At 45.5% G+C, this 20253-nt stretch carries 25 protein-coding genes; 18 read left to right on the top strand and 7 right to left on the bottom strand.

What is annotated here, in order from left to right; all coding sequences use genetic code 11:
- Positions 1-236: 236 nt before the first annotated feature.
- Complete coding sequence (gene gltS / locus AB6F11_RS07890) at positions 237-1463, bottom strand: sodium/glutamate symporter (protein ID WP_017060972.1); 1227 nt, start codon at positions 1461-1463, stop codon at positions 237-239.
- Positions 1464-1779: 316 nt separating this feature from the next.
- Positions 1780-2136: a YibL family ribosome-associated protein gene (locus tag AB6F11_RS07885; protein ID WP_017060971.1), complete on the bottom strand. Its 357-nt coding sequence runs from the start codon at positions 2134-2136 to the stop codon at positions 1780-1782.
- Positions 2137-2462: 326 nt separating this feature from the next.
- On the opposite strand from AB6F11_RS07885, the gene AB6F11_RS07880 reads away from it, so the two are divergent.
- Positions 2463-3260 carry a DUF4344 domain-containing metallopeptidase gene (locus AB6F11_RS07880; protein WP_104216092.1) on the top strand — a complete coding sequence of 266 codons (798 nt, stop codon included), beginning with the start codon at positions 2463-2465 and terminating at the stop codon, positions 3258-3260.
- A gap of 141 nt (positions 3261-3401) precedes the next feature.
- Here AB6F11_RS07880 and AB6F11_RS07875 read toward each other — a convergent pair whose 3' ends face one another.
- The gene (locus tag AB6F11_RS07875) at positions 3402-3788 is read right to left on the bottom strand and encodes a tautomerase family protein (RefSeq protein ID WP_102320407.1); all 387 of its coding nucleotides are present in this window, start codon (positions 3786-3788) and stop codon (positions 3402-3404) included.
- Between the two features lie 252 nt (positions 3789-4040).
- Here AB6F11_RS07875 and AB6F11_RS07870 point away from each other — a divergent pair, with 252 nt between their 5' ends.
- The 16 genes from AB6F11_RS07870 (at position 4041) to AB6F11_RS07795 (ending at position 16686) form a co-directional block, all read left to right on the top strand.
- Entirely contained in the window at positions 4041-4661 is a 621-nt protein-coding gene (locus AB6F11_RS07870) for an LON peptidase substrate-binding domain-containing protein (RefSeq protein WP_017065084.1), read from the top strand.
- A 110-nt stretch (positions 4662-4771) separates the two neighbouring features.
- Positions 4772-5419: a sigma-70 family RNA polymerase sigma factor gene (locus AB6F11_RS07865; RefSeq protein WP_017060967.1), complete on the top strand. Its 648-nt coding sequence runs from the start codon at positions 4772-4774 to the stop codon at positions 5417-5419.
- On the top strand, positions 5412-6092 hold the full coding sequence (locus AB6F11_RS07860) for a ChrR family anti-sigma-E factor (RefSeq protein WP_017060966.1): 681 nt from the start codon (positions 5412-5414) through the stop codon (positions 6090-6092). Before AB6F11_RS07865 ends, AB6F11_RS07860 begins: the two co-directional genes overlap by 8 nt.
- A gap of 174 nt (positions 6093-6266) precedes the next feature.
- A complete protein-coding gene (locus AB6F11_RS07855; RefSeq protein WP_017060965.1) occupies positions 6267-7214 on the top strand; it encodes a DUF523 and DUF1722 domain-containing protein in 948 nt (315 codons plus the stop codon).
- Entirely contained in the window at positions 7211-8626 is a 1416-nt protein-coding gene (gene phrB / locus AB6F11_RS07850) for a deoxyribodipyrimidine photo-lyase (RefSeq protein ID WP_065583940.1), read from the top strand. The genes AB6F11_RS07855 and phrB overlap by 4 nt, the downstream gene beginning before the upstream one ends.
- 14 nt (positions 8627-8640) lie before the next feature.
- A complete protein-coding gene (locus AB6F11_RS07845) occupies positions 8641-9072 on the top strand; it encodes a nuclear transport factor 2 family protein (protein ID WP_017061283.1) in 432 nt (143 codons plus the stop codon).
- Positions 9072-9803 (top strand): SDR family NAD(P)-dependent oxidoreductase, encoded by a 732-nt coding sequence (locus AB6F11_RS07840; RefSeq protein ID WP_017061282.1) that lies wholly within the window; start codon positions 9072-9074, stop codon positions 9801-9803. Before AB6F11_RS07845 ends, AB6F11_RS07840 begins: the two co-directional genes overlap by 1 nt.
- Positions 9804-9805: 2 nt before the next feature.
- Positions 9806-11077, top strand: a complete 1272-nt coding sequence (locus tag AB6F11_RS07835) for an NAD(P)/FAD-dependent oxidoreductase (RefSeq protein ID WP_102428126.1) — start codon at positions 9806-9808, stop codon at positions 11075-11077.
- A complete protein-coding gene (locus AB6F11_RS07830; protein ID WP_017061280.1) occupies positions 11074-11880 on the top strand; it encodes a DUF1365 domain-containing protein in 807 nt (268 codons plus the stop codon). The genes AB6F11_RS07835 and AB6F11_RS07830 overlap by 4 nt, the downstream gene beginning before the upstream one ends.
- A gap of 105 nt (positions 11881-11985) precedes the next feature.
- On the top strand, positions 11986-13266 hold the full coding sequence (locus AB6F11_RS07825) for a cyclopropane-fatty-acyl-phospholipid synthase family protein (protein ID WP_017070213.1): 1281 nt from the start codon (positions 11986-11988) through the stop codon (positions 13264-13266).
- Complete coding sequence (locus tag AB6F11_RS07820) at positions 13244-13765, top strand: DUF2878 domain-containing protein (RefSeq protein WP_017061278.1); 522 nt, start codon at positions 13244-13246, stop codon at positions 13763-13765. The genes AB6F11_RS07825 and AB6F11_RS07820 overlap by 23 nt, the downstream gene beginning before the upstream one ends.
- A 3-nt stretch (positions 13766-13768) precedes the next feature.
- Positions 13769-14344, top strand: coding sequence for a chalcone isomerase family protein (locus tag AB6F11_RS07815; protein WP_017061277.1), 576 nt, complete (start codon positions 13769-13771; stop codon positions 14342-14344).
- The gene (locus tag AB6F11_RS07810; RefSeq protein ID WP_017061276.1) at positions 14341-14883 is read left to right on the top strand and encodes a DUF3833 domain-containing protein; all 543 of its coding nucleotides are present in this window, start codon (positions 14341-14343) and stop codon (positions 14881-14883) included. The genes AB6F11_RS07815 and AB6F11_RS07810 overlap by 4 nt, the downstream gene beginning before the upstream one ends.
- A 246-nt stretch (positions 14884-15129) precedes the next feature.
- Positions 15130-15393, top strand: coding sequence for a hypothetical protein (locus AB6F11_RS07805; protein WP_017061275.1), 264 nt, complete (start codon positions 15130-15132; stop codon positions 15391-15393).
- A gap of 271 nt (positions 15394-15664) precedes the next feature.
- Positions 15665-16339 carry an SDR family NAD(P)-dependent oxidoreductase gene (locus AB6F11_RS07800; protein WP_102397976.1) on the top strand — a complete coding sequence of 225 codons (675 nt, stop codon included), beginning with the start codon at positions 15665-15667 and terminating at the stop codon, positions 16337-16339.
- A 107-nt stretch (positions 16340-16446) separates the two neighbouring features.
- Entirely contained in the window at positions 16447-16686 is a 240-nt protein-coding gene (locus tag AB6F11_RS07795) for an RNA-binding protein (RefSeq protein ID WP_017061273.1), read from the top strand.
- Between the two features lie 144 nt (positions 16687-16830).
- On the opposite strand, the gene AB6F11_RS07790 is transcribed toward AB6F11_RS07795, so the two are convergent.
- From AB6F11_RS07790 to AB6F11_RS07775, 4 genes are all read right to left on the bottom strand, one after another.
- Complete coding sequence (locus AB6F11_RS07790; RefSeq protein WP_017061272.1) at positions 16831-17175, bottom strand: ribosome recycling factor family protein; 345 nt, start codon at positions 17173-17175, stop codon at positions 16831-16833.
- Positions 17176-17344: 169 nt separating this feature from the next.
- Positions 17345-17812, bottom strand: coding sequence for an OsmC family protein (locus AB6F11_RS07785; protein WP_102397975.1), 468 nt, complete (start codon positions 17810-17812; stop codon positions 17345-17347).
- 29 nt (positions 17813-17841) lie between these two features.
- Complete coding sequence (locus AB6F11_RS07780; RefSeq protein WP_017070209.1) at positions 17842-18234, bottom strand: GFA family protein; 393 nt, start codon at positions 18232-18234, stop codon at positions 17842-17844.
- Positions 18235-18348: 114 nt separating this feature from the next.
- The gene (locus AB6F11_RS07775; RefSeq protein ID WP_102397974.1) at positions 18349-19278 is read right to left on the bottom strand and encodes a LysR family transcriptional regulator; all 930 of its coding nucleotides are present in this window, start codon (positions 19276-19278) and stop codon (positions 18349-18351) included.
- A gap of 173 nt (positions 19279-19451) precedes the next feature.
- On the opposite strand from AB6F11_RS07775, the gene AB6F11_RS07770 reads away from it, so the two are divergent.
- On the top strand, positions 19452-20135 hold the full coding sequence (locus AB6F11_RS07770) for an SDR family oxidoreductase (RefSeq protein WP_102393351.1): 684 nt from the start codon (positions 19452-19454) through the stop codon (positions 20133-20135).
- Positions 20136-20253: the final 118 nt, after the last annotated feature.

The following is a 20253-nucleotide window of genomic DNA, read 5'->3' as shown; positions in this document are numbered from 1 at the left end:
CATGTAGGCTAGCTACACATCGATGCCTCTGCCTTGTATAAATACCCAGCAACTCACTGCAAAGATCAGCTCGAAAGATCAACACGCCCTAGTTATTGATGTGACAGAGCCCTAACCGAAGGGGTATCAGGCAAGAAAACCTCGATAAACAAGAACAAAAAAAGCCAGTCAACAGACTGGCTTTCTTGTGTTCATCTTAGTGCGATGAGCTCATCGCGTTTAAACAAAGGCGAACATTAACCGATAAACGAGATGTAACCTTGAAGGATAATCAGGTTAACGATATCGATAAAGAAGGCACCAACAATTGGCACCACCATGAACGCCTGTGGTGAAGGACCAAAACGGTTCACCAAAGAGCCCATGTTCATTACCGCTGTTGGTGTTGCACCTAGGCCGAAACCACAGTGACCACCTGCCATAACCGCTGCGTCGTAGTTAGAACCCATTACTTTGAACGTCACAAAGTAAGAGAAGATACCTAACACAACCGCCTGAACCGCCAGGATAACCAAGAACGGAATCGCAAGGTCAAATATGTTCCAAAGCTTAAGGCTCATTAGCGCCATTGCTAGGAACAGTGACAATGACACCGTACCAAGAATATCGACCGTTTCGCTGTCAGTCTTATGCAGCTTAGTCACTTCAAACACGTTAGTGATGAACACACCGATAAACAACGCGTAAACGAAGTCAGGAATCATCAACCAAGAAATTTCAAAAGTCGCCACCCACTGCTCTAGGTACTTCGCACCCGTGATACAGATAAGAAGGATGAACAACACTTCAATCACCTTCTTCGCCGTCACTTTGTCTTCTTCATACTCGTTGTAAGTAACAAGTTCAGGGAAGCGTTCATGTGTTTGCGTGCCAGTGCCGTACTCAGATTCAAGCTGGTTTTTATCAATCAGCTTTTGCGCCACTGGGCTACCGATAATACCACCGATGATCAAACCAAAGGTCGCTGAAGCCATCGCGATTTCTAGCGTATTTGCAATGCCAAACGTGTCTGCAAAAGTTTGAGACCAAGCCGCGCCTGTGCCGTGACCGCCCGAAAGGGTGATAGAGCCAGCAATCAAACCCATCAAGGGTTCAAGGCCTAGTGCCGTAGCTAAGGTTACGCCTACACCGTTTTGGATAATGATGTAAACCGACGCTACCCCTAAGAATAGGAATACCTTAGCACCACCTTTTATCAGCTGCGTGTAGTTCGCCGCAAGACCGACCGTTGCAAAGAACATCAACATAAACGTGTTCTGCAGGGGCAAGGAAAACTCAAGATCAAGGCCGTTAAAGTGCAGGGCTGTAATAGCAAAAGCGACAATCAAGCCGCCGACAATGGGCTCTGGAATGTTGTACTTTTTGAGAATCGGAAGCTTTGCATTGACGAAATGACCTAGAAACAAAACACTAATCGCGATTAGGAAGGATTCTAGTGGTCCAATTGAAATTAATTGATTCATATAACCTCTATTTTTTTACGTTCTCATCTTCCCTAATGAGTCTAGTTTTATCTGTAATTATTTGTGCTGCTCTACCTATATTTATACAAACTGGAGAGAAAGTGTGGATTCGAAAAGCGAACACATTACTGCGATCGCTTAGTACCATGTTAGTAGCACGTTAACTTTTATAGGAGATAAAAGGATTTGTGACAACAATCACCTCCTAAAAGTTGAAAACGGCGTGAGTATCTATGCCGCTGACTCTGCTTTCTTAATACCTAAAAAAGCAAAAAGGAGCTATTTCTAGCTCCTCTTTCATCACCATCGCTGGTAATTAGAATTTTTTCGGTGCGTAACCAGTCATAACCTCAATGCGAAGTTCTTTACCGATCTTCGTCATTGGGTGAACAATTACGAGTCCTTTAACAGACTTTTTAAGTTTACCCATATCCGCTTGCTCAGCCTTAGTGATCTCACGGCTAAATGGCATATCAACCAGAGACTTACGCTCTTGGTTCACATCATAGCTTTCTTTGTGTTTAAGCTGGGCAATTTTCTTAGTTAGCTTCTTAATCTCTTCCTCGAACTGACGAACAACAGGACGATCATTACGAGTTTTAGCAGCATCTAACTTGTGGCGACACTTGTCTAGACGGTTGTTAATTTGTTGAAGTTCGTTTTTAACACTCATAATAATTTCCTAAGATTAAACAAGCCAATTCGGATTGGGGCGCGGAGTATAGCACAAGGGTTGTGTTGAACCGAAATTTATCTGTTAATTACCAATAGAAACGAATCACATCGACACCGCTCATTCAGCTTACTTATTCTTTGTGGCGAATCTCTAAGCGGATTATTCATTGATATGATAGCGCCTACTTCAAAAATTGCAGTCCTCGATGCATCAAAATTCCGTCTAAACTTATACTCTAACGAAATAACTAAATCAGGGTGCACAGCTTGGAGTTGTTACCCCCAGCACGACTCTGAATCGCAACGTAATCACAAGGATAGCCGATGACATTATTGAAACGAACATTGACCTGCAGCCTAGCCCTGAGTGCAATGTTTGCCACAACTTATGCATCTAGTGAACAAGCCACCCAAAGTAACCTAATCGTCGAGTACTCTACACCGCAAAATACCGAAGAAGAGCAGCTCAAACGAGAGATTCAAAGCAGTGGCGTTAATGACACCGTGGTCGACCTATCAAACCAACTCTTCATGTTTGAGAAGCCATTAACCATTCAATATGGCGGGGAAAAAGGACCACTCTACGATCCACAAACCCATCAAGTACTGATCCCTTACAGTTTTTACGCTGAGTCACTCAATTACTTTGAGAAGAACCAATACGAAAAAGAGTATGGGAAATCTGCGCAAACCGGCGCTATTGATACCTTGCTGCACACCCTGCTACACGAGACTGGGCATGCGTATATCGAAGATCAGAACATTGCCATATTGGGTAAAGAAGAAGATGCGGTTGATAACCTAGCAACCGTGCTACTGCTTAACTACGTAGAGCATGGGGCCGACGCTGCTATCAGCGCTGCAGACATGTTCGCTTTCGAGTCAGAAGACCGCCCAGAGTATTACGACTTGGGGGAATACATCGACGAGCACAGTTTCGATCTGCAGCGTTACTTCTCCACGTTATGCTTGGTGTATGGCAGCGATCCCGATGCCTATAAGAACTTGCTCGATGAAGTGGAAAACGACTATTTGAAAGACAGAAAAGAGTTCTGCGTTGAGCACTTTGACGTGATCGATGAAAATTGGCATCAGTATTTAAAAAAGAGTGACGATGCTTAGATGCTTAAAGGTTAGTGTCGAGAACTAGGAAAACGGCTTTGGCATCAAATTCCAAAGCCGTCACTCGATAGATTGGCTTAAGTCTTACGTGTTAAGAGTTAAGAGTTAAGAGTTAAGAGTTAAGAGTTAAGAGCTTAAACCCTAGACGTTCACTTTGTACTTCAGATCTTGTGCTTCATCGCCCGTCATCCCTCGAAAACCCCAACAATGTGAAGGCTGCTCTTTAATGGTGATTTCAATATCAATCGGAGAGATAGCTAACTGCTTCTCTATCTCAGAAAATATCTTCTTAATTAAGCGCTTTTTGGTGTTTACCGCTCGACCTTCCATCATATTTATCTCAATGACGGTATAGGCTTCTGTTCTTCCTTCCGGGTAAAAGAAGTCATCTCGTTCCAATGGCACAAACCGATGTGCTCGCTTGTCATCGGGTAAACCCATTTCACTGTTCAAGCACTGCTGCAACACATTAGAGAGCTGCAACTTAATTGGATTTAAGCACTCTTTGATACCATAAATAACAATCATGACCATTCCTTTGATGCGATGTTAGGTATAGAAGAACGTCAGATAGAAGCATCGTCTGGCAACTACCCATTCGCTTACTATTTGTTCATATATTACCTAATGACGCGTATGAGAAAAGGTAAAAACAATGAATTTATGAACAGGTGCAACAAAATATCTATCCCTTTGCGAACATAAGCCGAAGCGAATTGATCGAACACCACCCTCCCCGCGTATATCTTCTCGAATCACATCTGAACTAAGGAGTACTATGTGCCGAATTCACCTAGGAAGACCACGCGGACAGACGCCGAACCAGAAACACCCGTAGAGTCTTCTCTGGAGCTCGCTGTGTTTCCCCTCCCCATCTTCCTTTTACCGGGAGGCAGACAAAGACTGCGCATTTTTGAGCCAAAGTATCTCGCGATGGTCGCTCACGCAGCGCAGGGCGATGGTTTCATTATCGCCACTCAAGACAAATCTAACTCTGATCATCTCAGCTCTTGGGGAACAAAGGTGACCATCGTCGACTTCAATATGTCGGACGACCAGATATTAGAAATTGATGTCGAAGGCGAAAAGTTGGTGCAATTGCATGGGTCGTTTCGAGACGATGATGACCTGATTAAAAGTAAGTTCAGCTTGTTGCCTCACTGGCCTACCGATGAATATAAAGTGCCTAACGTGTTTACCGCTTTCTTGGTTCAGTTGTTTCGCGACCACGATTCGATAAGAACACTCTATCCCACTCCTGATTTTGAGAGCCCACAATGGATCTGTGCGCGATTGCTCGAAATGATGCCTATCCCACTGGAAAAGAAAACAGAATTTACTGAGCCAGCCAGTTTTCCGTCTCTAGTTCCTTTTTTGAATCAAATCATTACGGGGCAATAAGCACTTTTCTTCACTATAATTTTGTATAGTAGAAATTAATTTAAATTAAAGTGATCCCGACTTTCTCCTTTCACGTAGTGCCCATCAAATTCGCATGATGGTTAGTTACTATGCAAGTGGAAAGCAGAAGTTCAGGGAACGGCAAGGAGCATGTCATTATTCCCGATAACAAAGTACCTACAGACAACAAAGTACCGACAGAGCTCTCGAGCTGGCTGGTGTTGGTTGGTACAGACCGAGACAAGCAGGCGTTCACCTGTTTGTTCAAGTTCTTCGCTCCTAAGATCAAGCGTTTTGGTATCAGTAAGTTGGGTGGCGAAGCTGCTGCAAACGAGCTAGTTCAAGACACGATGACTAATGTTTGGAAGAAAGCACATCTCTACAATGTAGATAAAGGCGCTGCGACCACTTGGGTCTACACGGTAATGCGTAATGCAGCATTCGACATGTTGCGCAAAGTGAAAGCGAAAGCCGAACAAACGATAGCCGACGATATCTGGCCAATCGATGCGATGGTAGCCGAGTCTCAAAGCGAAGATTTGCCATTCGGTGACCATTTGATGAGCCGACACGTAATGACTCAAATAGAAAAGTTGCCTCTCGCTCAGAAAACCATCGTCAAAGGCGTTTACTTTCAAGAGCTCTCTCAAGAGCAACTCGCTCAGCAACTTGGCGTCCCACTTGGAACAGTGAAATCACGTCTGAGACTCGCTTTAGCCAAATTAAAAGTTCACATGGGGGAACAAGACCATGATTAAACATCACCCAAACGCGGCAATCTTGAAAGACTTCGTCGATGGCACGTTGGCTGATTCAGTTTCTTTGATTGTTTCTAGCCATGTAGAGCTGTGTGAACACTGCCAACAGCAAGTCAAGCAGCTTACAGCTGTAGCAGCGAATAATGCTTTTGACGCAGAACCAGTATTCTCAAATGAAGATCTAGACAGCTTCTCAATGGACGACATGGACTTTGATTTTGACGCGATAGAGCAAATCACAGCTGATACTTCTCAGTCTGTTGAAGTGACTCCAGAGGTTCAGAAAGTAACTGTTGCTGACACGACATTCACAATCCCTCGCGCTCTAAACTCAGTAGCGAGAAAGGACTGGATGAACCTAGGCAAAATTTCACGAGCAAGACTCGATTTTGCTGACGAAGCACACCACACCAGCTTGTTGCACATCGACAAAGATGGACAAGTGCCTTGCCACACCCACAAAGGCTTCGAGATCACGCTTCTTCTAGAGGGCAGTTTCGAAGACGAAATGGGCGTTTACAACAAAGGTGACTTCATCTGGTTGGATGGCAATCACACTCATCAACCGGCAACAAAAGAAGGTTGTGTCTGTTTAACCGTTTCAAGTGATGCGCTTTACTTCACAAAAGGTGTGAGCCAACTATTCAATCCACTTGGAAAATATATCTATTAACCCAGTTGCAGGCTATAAATATACAGGATGGCATAAAGCTATCCTGTATATCGTCAATACATCTGAATAAAAACAACTACGGTGTCAAAGTAAAAACACACCCAGCTCTGTAAATACGATTAGCAATGTTGAACTATAAGAAAAAGCTCAGAGCAAGAGCAAAGGAGTTGGCCAATGGAAAAGAAAATCAAAATCGGTATCAGTGCATGTGTTGCTGGACACAAAGTACGTTTCGACACAGGTCATAAACGCTCTCGTTTTTGTACAGACGACCTAGCAGACTACGTGGAATTGGAACCTGTTTGCCCAGAGATGGCTGTTGGTCTTCCAACCCCTCGTCCAACCATTCGTCAAACAAGAATGCTAGATGACATCATCCATGTTTCTCGCCCTGATGGCTCAGGTGATGTGACCAACGAACTGATCGAGTTCGGTCAAAACTACTCAAAGAAAAACCAACACATTGCTGGCTTTATTGTGTGTCAAAAAAGCCCAACCTGCGGCATGGAGCGCGTGAAGGTGTACCACCACCATGGTCGCGGCTCTGAATCGACAGGCATAGGCATGTTCACCCAACAAATTATGGACGGCAACCCGTTACTTCCCGTTGAAGAAAACGGCCGCCTTAACGATCCCATTTTGCGTGAAAACTTCATGACTCGAGTGTTCACTTACCAAAAATGGCTCGATCTTGTGGATGAAGGTGTGACCAAGCACAAACTGATTCAGTTCCACAGCGCCCACAAATATCTAGTCATGTGTCACCACGTTGAGGGTTACAAAAGCTTAGGCAAACTGCTAGCGGGTAATGATTTAGATATCGACGAACTAGCGGCTCAATACATCGAAGGCTTGATGACGGCGTTGTCTCATCACGCGAATCGAGGCAGTCACGCCAATACGCTGCATCATTTGCAGGGTTACTTTAAAAAACAACTGAGTAGCGCTCACAAGCAAGAGCTGACCAACCAGATCGCATCATTCAGAGAGGGCGTTGTTCCACTGCTAGTGCCACTGACACTGATCAATCACTACCTGATGGAATACCCGAACGAATACCTAGAATCACAGGTTTACCTAAACCCGCACCCTCAAGAACTTAAACTGAGATACGGATATTGAGCGACATACTATGGATACGACGAGACCTGCGGATTCACGATAACCCAGCGCTCGTCGCGGCAGTTGAAAACGGCGTAACGACCGCCGTTTTCATTTCAACGCCTCAAACGTGGCGGCAACACCACCTTGCGCCGATCAAAGCTGATTTCATCTATCGTCATCTAAAACAACTCGATTCCCAGCTCGCTGAATTCGGGATAACGTTGCTTCACCTGAAAGCTAGCGACTTTGACGACCAATCCAAACAGCTCATCGATTTGTGCCAGCAGCTTGATGCCAAGTGCGTCTACGCTAACTCTGAACCAGAGGTCGATGAACAAGCTCGCGATAAAAAGCTGATTTCAAGCGGCCTAAACCTGAAGATCAGCGATTGTGACGTTATGCTGCCACTCGGTAGCGTTCTCAACAAACAAGGCGAGATGTTCAAAGTCTTTACGCCCTTTAAGAACGCTTGGTTAAAAGAAGTTCAGGTGAAAGGCATCATCTGCAGTCCAGCTCCTGTCGAGTCAGCTGAACGTTCACAAACACAGCTTCCTGACGACTTACAAGCCTTAACCATCTCTGCTGACTATGATTTCGATTTTCCGCGTGTTGATTCGAGTCGCTGGCCATTAAGCCAAGATGTATTGGGCAATGTGATCCCCAATTTCTTAGGCAATAAAGTCAACGACTACGCACGTCTGAGAGATATTCCCTCAGTTAAAGGAACATCGGGGCTATCACCTTATTTAGCGATTGGCGCCGTGAGCCCACGTTGGTTAGCGATTCAATTGATTCAGCAGCAACCCGATCTGTTATTTGATACGCAATTACCGGCCTTTTGTTGGCTCAATGAATTGATTTGGCGAGATTTTTATAAGCATTTGATGTTCCACCACCCTAAACTGGTCAAAGGTGCTAACTTTCAGCAAAAATACAATGGTTTAGATTGGTATCACGATCATCCTAGCTTCAAAGCTTGGTGCGAAGGAAAAACAGGATATCCATTGGTTGATGCCGCAATGCGTCAACTGGTTGAAACGGGCTGGATGCACAACAGACTAAGAATGGTGGTGGCAAGCTTCCTAACCAAGCACCTGCTTATTGACTGGCGTTGGGGCGAGCGTTTCTTTATGTCGCACCTTATCGACGGAGACTTTAGTGCCAACAATGGTGGCTGGCAGTGGGCTTCAAGTACTGGCTGTGATGCTCAACCTTACTTCCGAATTTTCAATCCAATCACTCAGAGTGAAAAGTTTGATCCAAAAGGAATTTTTATTCGTAAGTACATACCAGAGCTGCAAAATATCCCAGATAAGCATGTACATTTCCCACATGACTTTATCGCTAAAAACGGAATAGACAGCGAATACTGGCAACCCATCGTTGAGCATAAAGAAGCACGATTGAGAGCCTTAGCCTTCTTCAAATAATTAGAGTGAATATTATGGATAACTCTCTATGGCTTGATAACTTTCTCAACATGTATCGAGAACTCGGAACCGACAATTTCGACGTGCTTAAGACGGTTTATCACCCTGATATTGAATTCCAAGATCCGCTGCATCATGTCAGCGGTATTTCGGCGCTTACGCACTACTTCGAGAACCTCTACACCCAAGTAACCAGCTGTTACTTTCATATCGAACACACTTTCGAAGCGAACGACGAAGCTTCCGTTTACTGGACGATGCAGTTTGCTCACAAGCAATTAAATGGGCAAAAGCCAATCGAAGTACAAGGGCACAGCCACCTTAAGATGCTCGACGGTCAAGTGGTCTACCACAGAGACTACCTCGACGTCGGCTCTATGTTGTACGAACACATTCCAGTACTGGGCTGCGCGATCAAATCCATCAAAAAGAGGGCGAGCCGATAATGCGTATTATGATTACAGGCGCGACCTCTGGTATCGGCCAATCCCTAGCTAAAGATTACGCTCAGCAAGGGCATCAGGTGATTGCTTGTGGCCGCAACTCAGACAAGCTGCAAGCCTTAGTTGACTCGCACGAGACAGACGTCGCGCATTCATCAATTTCACCGCTCTGTTTCGACTTGACTGATTACCACAACTTCCCAGAACTCGACCAAGACAAGCCGCTCGATCTGCTGATTTTAAATGCGGGTGATTGTGAGTACATCGACGACCCAGTGAATTTTGATGCCGAGCTTTTTGAGCGCGTCATCAACATAAACCTAATTTCAATTGGCTACGCCCTTAAAGCTTGGTTAAAAAACATCAAGCCCGGCGGCCGTTTGGTTTTAGTCAGCTCCAGCGCCAGCTTTTTACCTTTGCCAAGAGCCGAGGCTTATGGCGCTTCAAAGGCAGCCCTCACCTACTTAGGCAGAACACTTTCGGTTGATCTGGCAACGCACAACATTCATGTCTCAATTGTGCACCCTGGCTTTGTTGAAACGCCATTAACCGAGCGAAATACGTTCTCTATGCCTATGATTATTAGTAGTGAGGCCGCAACTCAGCGAATCGTAAATGGTATCGCTCAAGGAAAGAGTGAAATCGATTTCCCAAGACGATTCATCATGTTGATGAAGCTACTAAGAATGCTCCCAACTCCAGTTTGGCAAAAACTCGCTTCAAGGATGGTATAACAATGAAGAAAATCGCCATTATTGGTTCAGGTATCTCTGGACTCACTTGCGCGCATATATTAGATAAGCACCACGACGTAACAGTATTCGAAAAGAATGATTACGTTGGGGGGCACACCGCGACCGTTGATATTGAACATCAAGGCTCGGCGTTTTCGATAGATACAGGTTTCATCGTATTCAACGATCGAACCTACCCGAATTTCAATCAGCTTCTAGAACAACTCGATGTCGAAAGGCAACCGACTGAGATGAGCTTCAGCGTCCACAACACCACCACTAAGTTCGAGTACAACGGCCACAGCATTAATTCGTTGTTCGCGCAGAGGAGCAACATCTTCAAACCTCAGTTCTGGTCTTTAGTGTCTGACATTCTCAAGTTCAACAAGCTGTGTAAGGCTCAGTTTGAAAGCAATGAATTCACACCAGACGTTACCCTTGGCAGTTTCCTACGAGATAATCAATTTTCCGACTTTTTCAGCCAGCACTACATCTTACCGATGGGCGCGGCGATTTGGTCGACAAGCTTGGAAGAAATGGAAGAGTTTGAGCTCAAGTTCTTCATTCAGTTTTTCTACAACCATGGATTGCTCGATATCGCGAACCGTCCTCAGTGGTATGTGATACCAAAGGGATCGCGTTCTTATGTTGAAATCATCCTTTCACGCCTAAGTAAGACTGTTGCACTGAATACATCGATTAAACAAGTGACTCGCCAAGAAACAGGCGTCACGATTGAATTTGAAGATGGCAGCGCACAAGGTTTCGACGAAGTAATCTTTGCTTGCCACTCAGACCAAGCCTTACGCTTGCTTGGTGATGCAACAGAACAAGAGCAACAGGTACTGGGCGAGATCCCATACAGCCGCAATGAAGTGGTTCTGCACACCGATACTCGCTTGTTACCAGACAGAAAACTGGCTTGGGCAAGCTGGAACTACATGTTGGATGGCGACAGTAAACGACCTGCCTGTGTCACGTACAACATGAACATTCTGCAAGGCATCGAAAGCCAAGACACCTTCTGTGTCACCTTGAATCAAAGCGAAGCCATCGACCCAGAAAAAATTATTCGCAGCTTTGTTTATCATCACCCGGTACTTAATTCGAACACGGTCGAAGCTCAGCACAAGCGTGAGCAAATCTGTGGCAAAAACCAGACGCACTTTGCTGGCGCTTATTGGTATAACGGCTTCCATGAAGACGGTGTCCACAGTGCACTCGATGTGACCAAACGCTTCGGTTTAGATTTGAGTACGAGTTCCGCGCTATGAACAGTCAAACCCTGACACCCGAGATGGGGATCGCATCCGAAAAGAGTGAAGAGCTCAGCGGTATCTATTGGGGTAACGTCAGACATCGCCGCTTTGGCGACATCACTCATGAGTTCAGCTATCAGCTGTATATGATGGGGTTAGATCTTGATGAGCTGCCCCAAACCACAGCGCGCAGTGCGCTGTTCGGAACTCGTTGGTACAACCCGATTCGCTTTGTCGAATCGGATTATCTCGCTGAAAAAAAAGAAAATGTCACCACGGATGAACCAAAATCACTTAAGCAACGTATAGCTTCCAAAGTGCAACAACTTGGTGGGGTTTGGTCTGATTCAAACCGTGTGACGATGCTGGCTCAGTGCCGCTGTTTAGGCATCTACTTCAGCCCAATCAACTGTTTCTTCTGTTATGACGAGACTGGAGATTGTAAGTACATGTTGGCTGAGGTGAGTAATACGCCTTGGCGAGAAAGACACTACTATCTCATCGACATGCACCAAGAATTGAAGGTAAAAAAAGAGTTTCACGTTTCGCCGTTCATGGATTTGAACATGACTTATTTTTGGAAGATTAAGCCACCAGCGAAACGCACGTTAGTTCACATCGAAAGCCGCCGAGACGACAAGCTTTTCGATGCGACACTAGCCCTGACGAAGCAGTCAGTAACCAAGACAAACATTAGACGAACGGTATTCAAGATTCCGGCGATGACGATAAAAGTCGTGATGGGAATTTATTATCAGGCTCTCAAATTATTCCTGAAAAAAGTACCGTTTGTGGCGCATCCAGACTCAACATCTTAAGCGCTTAAAACAGAAATCATTTCTAGCTTGGGTTCGCTCCAATCAAGGAGCTGAACTCAGCTTAGTTGGCACAAAATATTAGAATGAGTTATCAGCGAGGTTTACATGGAACAGCTTGCCAAACAAAACAACAATATTGAACAACAAGCTAAAGCCGTTGCTGTTTCAAGCAACTGTAAATATCGAGCTTTAATCTTCAAGGTGTTAGAAAGCCTGCAATTCGCAACGCTTGAAATCATTGAGCGCGACCAGCATTCAGTATTTGGTGATCGAGAAGCTGAATTGAAAGGTCGAATCGTGATTCATGATGCGACCTTTTTTAGAGATGTGGTCATCAATGGCAGCATTGGGGCATCTGAAGCCTATATCGATGGTAAATGGACCAGCCCAAACCTCACGCGTGTGATTCAAATCATGGCTCGTAACCAAGCCCAATTGGATGAGCTTGATGACAAGACACAATGGATTTCTCGCATCAAAAACCTATTGCTGCGCCGTAAGAATGCCAACACCGAGCAAGGCTCTAAGCGAAATATTCTCGCCCACTACGACATTGGCAACGAACTGTATGAGCGCTTCTTAGATAGCTCGATGCAGTACTCTTCCGCAATCTACAGCGAAGACGCAGAAACCTTGTCGAAGGCTCAACAAAACAAAATGAAAACCATCTGTGAGCGACTAGAACTGTCTGAGAAAGATAGCGTGGTCGAGATAGGCACAGGGTGGGGCGGCTTAGCCATCTTCATGGCGCAACACTACGGTTGCCACGTCACCACTACCACGATCTCAGATGCCCAACATGCACTAGCTGAACAGAGAGTAAAAGCGCTTGGTTTAACCGACAAAATCACCCTGCTCAAAGAGGATTATCGCAATCTCACTGGTGAGTATGACAAGTTGGTTTCGATCGAGATGATAGAGGCGGTCGGACATGAGTATCTACAAACCTTCTTTGAAAAATGTTCCTCGCTACTTAAGCCCTCAGGCAAGATGCTGATTCAAGCAATTACTATTGCTGACAGCCGTTACGACAAATACCGTAAAGGTGTCGACTTTATTCAGAAGTACATCTTCCCCGGCGGTTGCCTACCTTCTGTTTCAGTGATGACCCAACACCTTGCGACCAGCACCGACCTTGTGGTTCAAGAAATTGATGACATTGGCCTGCACTACGCTCGAACGCTGAATGATTGGAACATCGCCTTTGAAAATAGTTGGGAAGAGCTCGAGTCTCTCGGCTATTCAGAAGAGTTTAAACGCTTATGGACCTTCTACTTCTGCTACTGTGAAGGCGCATTCAAAGAGCGCGTGATCAGCACTCACCATGTAGTCGCAAGAAAACCTCGTTACTTTGGAGAAAAAGATGAAGCGGTTTTGGATTATTAATCTCGTACTGTTTCAAGCGACCTGGGTTTGCAGTGCTTTCTTTACCGCGCAAGCCCCGTTCGTCACACCACTGATTGTAGTGGTTCACTTCCTTCTATCACCGACTCGCAGTAGCGATTTGAAGATACTCATTTTATTACCATTGGGGCTATTGCTTGATAGCCTCTTACTCCACTTCGGCGTGTTTGCCGTCGACTCTGAAATTGCGAATCAATCGTGGTTCCCGGTGTGGCTTGTCTGCCTGTGGATCATGTTCTTAATCAGTTTTAACCACAGCCTAAATTGGCTTTTAAAATGCTCGAAAGTGATCTTGTTTGTCATAGGGTTCGTAGCAGGTACTAGTAGTTATTGGGGAGGCATCAAAGCAGGTGCTCTTCTTACTACTTGGCCAGATGCATCGGTAGTTGCTGCCCTTGCAATAAGTTGGGGGATTTTGTTGCCCTTACTGGTGGCCGCCTACTCCAACTTAATACAACCTAAAATGGCAATAACGAGGTGACTTATGGCTTATCCACGCAACCCGACACAAACGTTCAAACCTGAGCGAGGTATTGTTCGCGCTCATCAGCAAGCAAAAAACACACTTCTAAGCTTTATTACTCTCCCGTTAATATTTGCTGCGCTGTTATTTGCCGGACACGCTAGAGCCTCTGCTGTCGATGATCTGAACAAACGTGGTGAGGGTGAAATGAGTTACCTGTTTTGGACTCTCTACTCGGCAGAATTCTACGCGACTCCAACCAACTCCGAACGAGCTTTGAAGCTTGAGTATTACCGCTCTATCGATAGCAAAGACCTCGTAGACGCTACCGAAGATCAGTGGAACAAGCTTGGCTACTCTGACAGCAACATTCAACGTTGGTTGAAACCCTTGTACGCGATGTGGCCGAACGTGGAAGAAGGAAGCACACTAACGATTCGTGTCGCTGAAGATAACGTAAGTCGTTTTTATTTCGATGAACAACCGATCGGCACCATCCAAGACAAGCAATTTGGTGAAGCCTTTCTAGCGATTTGGTTGTCTGAAAACACCTCTGAACCCGGTCTTCGTAAACAACTTTTAGGTTTGAACAAATGAATCCAAAAACAACAATAATAAAATTTGCTCTGGCATTTTTTTCACTCACTTGGCTAGTGGGCTGTGGCTCTGCAAGTTTAGAAGACCATGTCGACACAACGCCAGAGCTCAAGCTTGAAACCTTTTTTAATGGCGAGCTAATGGCCTACGGCATGGTGCTAGACCGCTCTGGTAACTTACTGCGCCGCTTTGATGCCAAACTGATCGCGACTTGGGACGGTGACAACGGAGAAATAAAAGAGTGGTTCTCTTTTGCTGATGGCGAGCGCTCAACTCGCGTTTGGAATCTGATCAAAACGGGCGAAAACACCTATTCTGGGACTGCCAACGATGTCGTTGGAACCGCTTATGGTGAAACCCAAGGTTCTGCGCTGTATTGGAAATATGATCTAGAAATTGAAGTAGACGGCAGCACCTATGAAGTGGTGCTCGATGATTGGATGTTCTTAATGGACGATAAACGCTTGTTCAACAAGACTGAGATGTCTAAGTTTGGCTTTAAAGTCGGAGAGGTCATCTTATACATCGAGAAGATTTGATGTAACTGCCGTTTCTGATTCTTAGTTTTAAAACGATGACTACATCTACAGTACGTAACAAAACAGCCCACAACAAAAATTGTGGGCTGTTTTGTTTGATCCCTCGAATAGCATACCTGCATGCTCAAGCCATTGTGCTAAGATGCGCCACCAGCATACAAATGGACTAGACTGACACTAAGCAGTCCCCATTTGTTTCGCTAAGCGTAGATTCCCTACCATGAATAATTGAAAAGGCTTTAAAGCATGAGCAAGTTGACCTCAGCGGAGCGTAAAGCTCGCGACAATGAACGTTTCTCACAACGCGTAAACGACCGCAGAGAAAAAGGTGAAGACGTAGTTGCTTACGCACTGACCAACAAAAAAGCTGTAAAATTCCTGACTAAGTCAGAGAAAAAACGTTTCAACGAAACGAGAGCGACTCTGCAAGAAGAGAAGCGAGTGAAAGAACAAGAAGAGCTTAACCGAATCGAAGACGCGTTCACGATCAAACAGTTCGACGACGAATAATCACTTATGATTACTCAAAAGCGCTGGCTCTATGCCGGCGCTTTTACTTGTTAGTTCGTTGTTTTTTAACGCTGTTATTTCTTGCTAAACCCGTCGATTCTTAACGGCTTTCCCCCACTCTCTTAGCTCAGCCTTACCGCTCGCCCGATCACCCAAGCTATTAACCTATCAACCTATCAACCAGGCTATCGATCAACTTTAGCCATAGATCTCAGAAAATCTTAGCCTAGCCCCTTACTATCTCGAATCAACTCTACAAACTTAAGACAGTATGATTTTAATTACCGGATCAAGCAGCGGTTTAGGCGCAGCGCTCGCGATACAATACGCTAACACTGCAACAGACGCTCAGCGTGTAGCCATTACAGGTCGCAACTCACAACGTTTAGCAGAAGTAGCGCAAGGCCTACCTGCGAATACCATTAGCCAAGCGTGTGATCTCTGTGACCCGCACTCAGTGAGTGAGTTATTGGATGCGTTACCTGAAATGCCTAAACTGGTGATCCACAGTGCTGGCAGTGGCTACTTCGGTAAAATAGAACAGCAAGATCCAACCACCATCAGCGACATGCTGAAGAACAATATCGAGTCTTCGATCTTTTTGATTCGCGAGCTTGTGCAGCGCTACAAAGATCAATCGGTCACCATTGCAGTGGTGATGTCGACGGCGGCCCAAGGTGCTAAAGCGGAAGAGTCCACCTACTGCGCGGCAAAATGGGCCGTGAAAGGCTTTATCGAATCGGTGAGGTTGGAGCTAAAAGGTCACCCGATGAAAATCGTGGCGGTTTACCCTGGAGGAATGGCGACCGAGTTTTGGAATACAAGCGGTAAAGACATGGATACCTCGAGCTTTATGACCGCGCAAGAAGCCGCTCAGATGCTACAACAGGCGTTGACCAGCACAGAGCATGGCTTCGTATCAGACATCACGATAAACCGCGGCTAGTGCTTAGATAGAGCTACAAGGAAATAGAGCCGCGAGACAATTATTTGTGAGGGTGAGCATGAAAGTGTGCGACAATGCTCGGCGTAAATTCATATTCAAGGTTTATTATGAAACTTCTAGTTCGTAACCTATCGCGCTCTACCTCTGAGCAAGACATCCGTGTGCTATTTTCTGAGTTTGGCTCAGTAAAAGAGTGCAGCCTAGTTTTAGACCAAGAAACTGGCGACTCAAAAGGCTTCGCTTTTGTTGAAATGCCAGAGCAAGAAGAAGCTAAAGCGGCACTAAACAAGCTGAACTTGTCAAAGCTTGGCAAAAACACGATTCGTGTAAAAGTAGCGAACTCTTAATCGATTCAATGCTTCATAAGCCGCATGGCTTAGCTTAACAGCAGCACAGATGATAAAGCCCGTAACGATATGACGTTTTCCAGCGCAATATCGTTACGGGCTTTTTGCTGCTCGCAATTCTCTTTTCACACGATTTGAATACGCCTACAGACCTTCATGTTCATCAATAGCACGTCTTGCTTCGGCCATTGAACATCCAGATTCCATCACCAGCTGAGCCACAGTCATTGAAGGTGTAGCGGCCAACAGAGATGCCAAACACACCACGGGTTTAGGCAGCACTTTGTCGATTGCAATTGCTATCCAACCGTCTTTTTCATGGGTTAACATCGTTTTAAATTCAACGAGTTGATACTCTTGAGCGACCAACAGCCAATTACGCGAACGACGAACTCGTTTCAACTGACATCCACATTCCGCAGCATTCACCATCACTTGGCTTTTATCACTCACTCGATGTACAAAACTATTCAATGGGACGCTAAACATAACTCTCTGCTAATCAATCTATTCCTACCATTCAAGAGCTCTCTACCTATCTCTCAAAACTTTCTAACTGTCACTCAATTAAAACCGTACGTAGGATTACACAGACACAAAAAAACCGCCAGTGATGCACTAAGCAACCTCGCGGTTTTTGGATGTTAACGTGTGTGGTTTACGCTTTAGTTTCTACCACAATGTCCGTTTTTACCGAGTTCGCGATAAAGCAGTTTTTGTGCGCCAAGTGGTGCAGTTTGTCGAGCTGCTTGGCGGTGGGCTTTTTGGTACCTAAAAACACAATTTTAGGGCGCAGAGTCACCTTAGTGACCGATGAGCGGCCAGATTCATCTTCTTCCAGCACACCAATCGCATCATCGACATAGGAGTCGATCACGTACTTCTGCTTTGCGGCAATGCCCAAAAACGTCAGCATATGGCAGCTAGAAAGTACCGCGATAAAGGCTTCTTCAGGGTCAACATTCGCTTCCACCGAAAACGGCAGTGGCACAACATGTGGAGAGGACGAAGCAGGCACAGTAACACCGCCATCGAACTCCCATGTGTGGCCGCGGCTGTATTGGTTATCACTAAAGGCTTCATCTTGCGCTTTTTGCCAGCGAATGACCGCTCCGTATTCAGACATAATCCCTTCCCTTTTTAGTGCTCAATAAATTAACGATCAGCTGGGTGATTGACACCGTCGTTGGTCACCACATCTCCAATATCAAAAGGGTTCACCCCTTCCAAACAACCGATATTAAAACCATATTCATTTGGGCTAGAACGGCGCTGATGATGGGTATAGATACCGCAGTTTGAGCAGAAATAATGCTTGGCGGTATTGGTGTTGAATTGATAAAGCTTGAGATGTTCTGCACCTTTAAGGATCTTGATACCATCAAGCGCGACAGAACCCACAATTGCGCCTCGACGACGACAGATAGAACAATCACATCGGCGTGGCTTTTCTATTCCGTTAGGTAGGCTGAGTTCTAGTTCGACTGCGCCACAGTGGCAAGTTGCTTTGTGAAAAGGTTGGATAACCGTGTTACCGACGACTTTCATTTCTCTCTCCAATCACATCCCTTATGTTGGTCGTATCATAACCAGTTCAATGTTCTCTGTCCGTACCCGGGTGTTGAGTTCGAGAGATCTGTCATGCGCTGCTTCTCGGCTAATCTAACTAGACTTTTCAACCAAATCGCCAAACCGCTCAAACAAGAAATCAAGAAACAACCGGATACGCTTGGGCTGATATTTCTTGCTGATGTACACCACATTCAAATCGGCACTCGACACCGACATCGCGGTGTTGAAGTTCTTCATGTAGCCATTAAGCAGCGTCACAAGGCGCTGGTTATTGATGTCGCCTTGCACATCCAGTACCGATTTAAGAGCAATGCCCTCGCCTTTTAATGCCCAGTAGCGAATCACTTCGCCATCGTCTGAAAATCGCTTTGGAACAACAGTAATCGACTTCTTCATATCATGATCTTGGAAGTGCCATGTCTTGAGCTCTTCATTGCTGCGCAGCATGGCTAAACAATCGTGAACAACCAAATCTTGTGGTGTTAACGGTGTTCCATGCTTGGCAAGATATTCAGGAGAAGCACACAGCACACGTCGGCTTGGTGACAAGCGTCTGGATATCAAACTGCTGTCGACCAATTCACCATAACGGACCACGATATCCATGCCAGATTCAGCAATGTTCGAGAGGTTATCGTTCAAGTAGAGGTAAGGGATCACGTCGGGATATTGCTGACAGAACTCAGAGAGAATCGGAAGAATGTACTGCTTTCCGATGTCTTTCGGCGCGGCGATTTTGAGTGGACCTTTGACCTCTTTGACGCCATTTTGGATCAGGTTTTCGGCCTCACTGACATTATCCAATATCTCCAGACACGCCTTGTGATACAGCTCGCCAGAGTCGGTTAAAGACACATGGCGCGTACTTCGATTCAACAACTTCACACCATATCGCTCTTCCAGCGCTTGAAGCCTTGCTGTCATGGTCGCAGGTGATAAACCCAGTTCGCGCCCAGCCGCCGCTAACCCGTGATGCTTAACAATACTGACGAACATCGCCATATCTGAAAACTTATCCATACGATTCTCGCTTCCGTCTCTTCGTCTTACTTCTCGATCTTAATGCTCGATCTGAATACTCAGCGACACTATTCAGATTAACCGAATAATGAATTTATATTTTAACCAATTATCAAATTTAGTCGAATAAATATAGTGACAAACATCAACAGAACAACGCAGGAATTCAGAGCATGACTAACGAATCGACTAATCAAGAGCAACGCACTTTCGTCATCATTGGTGGCACATCAGGCATCGGTAAAGCACTCGCGATGAAATTGAGAAACGAAAACAACACAGTGCACGTCGCTAGCCGACATACAGGCCTTAATATCAGCAATGAAAAGTCAATTTGTGAATACTTCGAATCGATTGGCGTGTTTGACCACTTAGTCGCAACGGCTGGCTCATCCGCTCCCGCAGGAAAAGTAACAGACGTAGCAACCGCAGACGCTAAGACAGCTTTTGACACTAAGTTTTGGGGCAGCTTAAACGTAGCAAAACATGCCTCACGCTACATGACGCCAAACGGCTCTATCACGCTCACGACAGGCATGTTGTCTCGCAAAGTAGTGGCTGGCACTTACGTAAAAACCGCCATCAATGCCGCACTAGAAAGCGTGACTAAAATACTGGCGAAAGAGCTATCACCCATTCGAGTCAATGCCGTTAGCCCGGGTTTAACCATGACGGAAGCCTACAAAAACATGGACGATTCCGCTCGTACAAGCATGTACGACAACGCCAAAAATAACCTACCCGCAGGCAAGGTTGGCGAGCCTTCAGAGGTGGCTATGGGTTACCTATTCGCGATTAACAACCCATACGTAACAGGGTCAATCATCGATATCGATGGCGGCGCTCTACTCGGCTAACACTCCGCAAAGAAGCAAAGAAGCAAAGAAGCAAAGAAGCAAAGAAGCAAAGACATAAAGAACAATCGTTAGGGCGTGTATCTCACGTCCTAACAAACAAGAATTAACACAGGTACTT

Source organism: Vibrio sp. 10N.247.311.14, assembly GCF_041467715.1.
Lineage (GTDB): Bacteria > Pseudomonadota > Gammaproteobacteria > Enterobacterales > Vibrionaceae > Vibrio > Vibrio crassostreae_C.
Note: the sequence above shows the minus strand (reverse complement) of the source record. Positions and strands in the feature narration are given on the sequence as shown.

What these genes read in the sequence shown, in the direction of transcription:
- AB6F11_RS07820 (WP_017061278.1), top strand. Translation starts at nt 13,244, where the DNA reads ATGAAGCGGTTTTGGATTATTAATCTCGTACTGTTTCAAGCGACCTGG.
- AB6F11_RS07810 (WP_017061276.1), top strand. Translation starts at nt 14,341, where the DNA reads ATGAATCCAAAAACAACAATAATAAAATTTGCTCTGGCATTTTTTTCA.
- AB6F11_RS07880 (WP_104216092.1), top strand. Translation starts at nt 2,463, where the DNA reads ATGACATTATTGAAACGAACATTGACCTGCAGCCTAGCCCTGAGTGCA.
- AB6F11_RS07875 (WP_102320407.1), bottom strand. Translation starts at nt 3,788, where the DNA reads ATGATTGTTATTTATGGTATCAAAGAGTGCTTAAATCCAATTAAGTTG.
- AB6F11_RS07775 (WP_102397974.1), bottom strand. Translation starts at nt 19,278, where the DNA reads ATGGATAAGTTTTCAGATATGGCGATGTTCGTCAGTATTGTTAAGCAT.
- AB6F11_RS07885 (WP_017060971.1), bottom strand. Translation starts at nt 2,136, where the DNA reads ATGAGTGTTAAAAACGAACTTCAACAAATTAACAACCGTCTAGACAAG.
- AB6F11_RS07795 (WP_017061273.1), top strand. Translation starts at nt 16,447, where the DNA reads ATGAAACTTCTAGTTCGTAACCTATCGCGCTCTACCTCTGAGCAAGAC.
- AB6F11_RS07840 (WP_017061282.1), top strand. Translation starts at nt 9,072, where the DNA reads ATGCGTATTATGATTACAGGCGCGACCTCTGGTATCGGCCAATCCCTA.
- AB6F11_RS07855 (WP_017060965.1), top strand. Translation starts at nt 6,267, where the DNA reads ATGGAAAAGAAAATCAAAATCGGTATCAGTGCATGTGTTGCTGGACAC.
- AB6F11_RS07835 (WP_102428126.1), top strand. Translation starts at nt 9,806, where the DNA reads ATGAAGAAAATCGCCATTATTGGTTCAGGTATCTCTGGACTCACTTGC.
- AB6F11_RS07785 (WP_102397975.1), bottom strand. Translation starts at nt 17,812, where the DNA reads ATGTCTGAATACGGAGCGGTCATTCGCTGGCAAAAAGCGCAAGATGAA.
- AB6F11_RS07790 (WP_017061272.1), bottom strand. Translation starts at nt 17,175, where the DNA reads ATGTTTAGCGTCCCATTGAATAGTTTTGTACATCGAGTGAGTGATAAA.
- AB6F11_RS07805 (WP_017061275.1), top strand. Translation starts at nt 15,130, where the DNA reads ATGAGCAAGTTGACCTCAGCGGAGCGTAAAGCTCGCGACAATGAACGT.
- AB6F11_RS07780 (WP_017070209.1), bottom strand. Translation starts at nt 18,234, where the DNA reads ATGAAAGTCGTCGGTAACACGGTTATCCAACCTTTTCACAAAGCAACT.
- AB6F11_RS07830 (WP_017061280.1), top strand. Translation starts at nt 11,074, where the DNA reads ATGAACAGTCAAACCCTGACACCCGAGATGGGGATCGCATCCGAAAAG.
- AB6F11_RS07860 (WP_017060966.1), top strand. Translation starts at nt 5,412, where the DNA reads ATGATTAAACATCACCCAAACGCGGCAATCTTGAAAGACTTCGTCGAT.
- AB6F11_RS07800 (WP_102397976.1), top strand. Translation starts at nt 15,665, where the DNA reads ATGATTTTAATTACCGGATCAAGCAGCGGTTTAGGCGCAGCGCTCGCG.
- AB6F11_RS07845 (WP_017061283.1), top strand. Translation starts at nt 8,641, where the DNA reads ATGGATAACTCTCTATGGCTTGATAACTTTCTCAACATGTATCGAGAA.
- AB6F11_RS07815 (WP_017061277.1), top strand. Translation starts at nt 13,769, where the DNA reads ATGGCTTATCCACGCAACCCGACACAAACGTTCAAACCTGAGCGAGGT.
- gltS (WP_017060972.1), bottom strand. Translation starts at nt 1,463, where the DNA reads ATGAATCAATTAATTTCAATTGGACCACTAGAATCCTTCCTAATCGCG.
- AB6F11_RS07865 (WP_017060967.1), top strand. Translation starts at nt 4,772, where the DNA reads ATGCAAGTGGAAAGCAGAAGTTCAGGGAACGGCAAGGAGCATGTCATT.
- AB6F11_RS07825 (WP_017070213.1), top strand. Translation starts at nt 11,986, where the DNA reads ATGGAACAGCTTGCCAAACAAAACAACAATATTGAACAACAAGCTAAA.
- AB6F11_RS07770 (WP_102393351.1), top strand. Translation starts at nt 19,452, where the DNA reads ATGACTAACGAATCGACTAATCAAGAGCAACGCACTTTCGTCATCATT.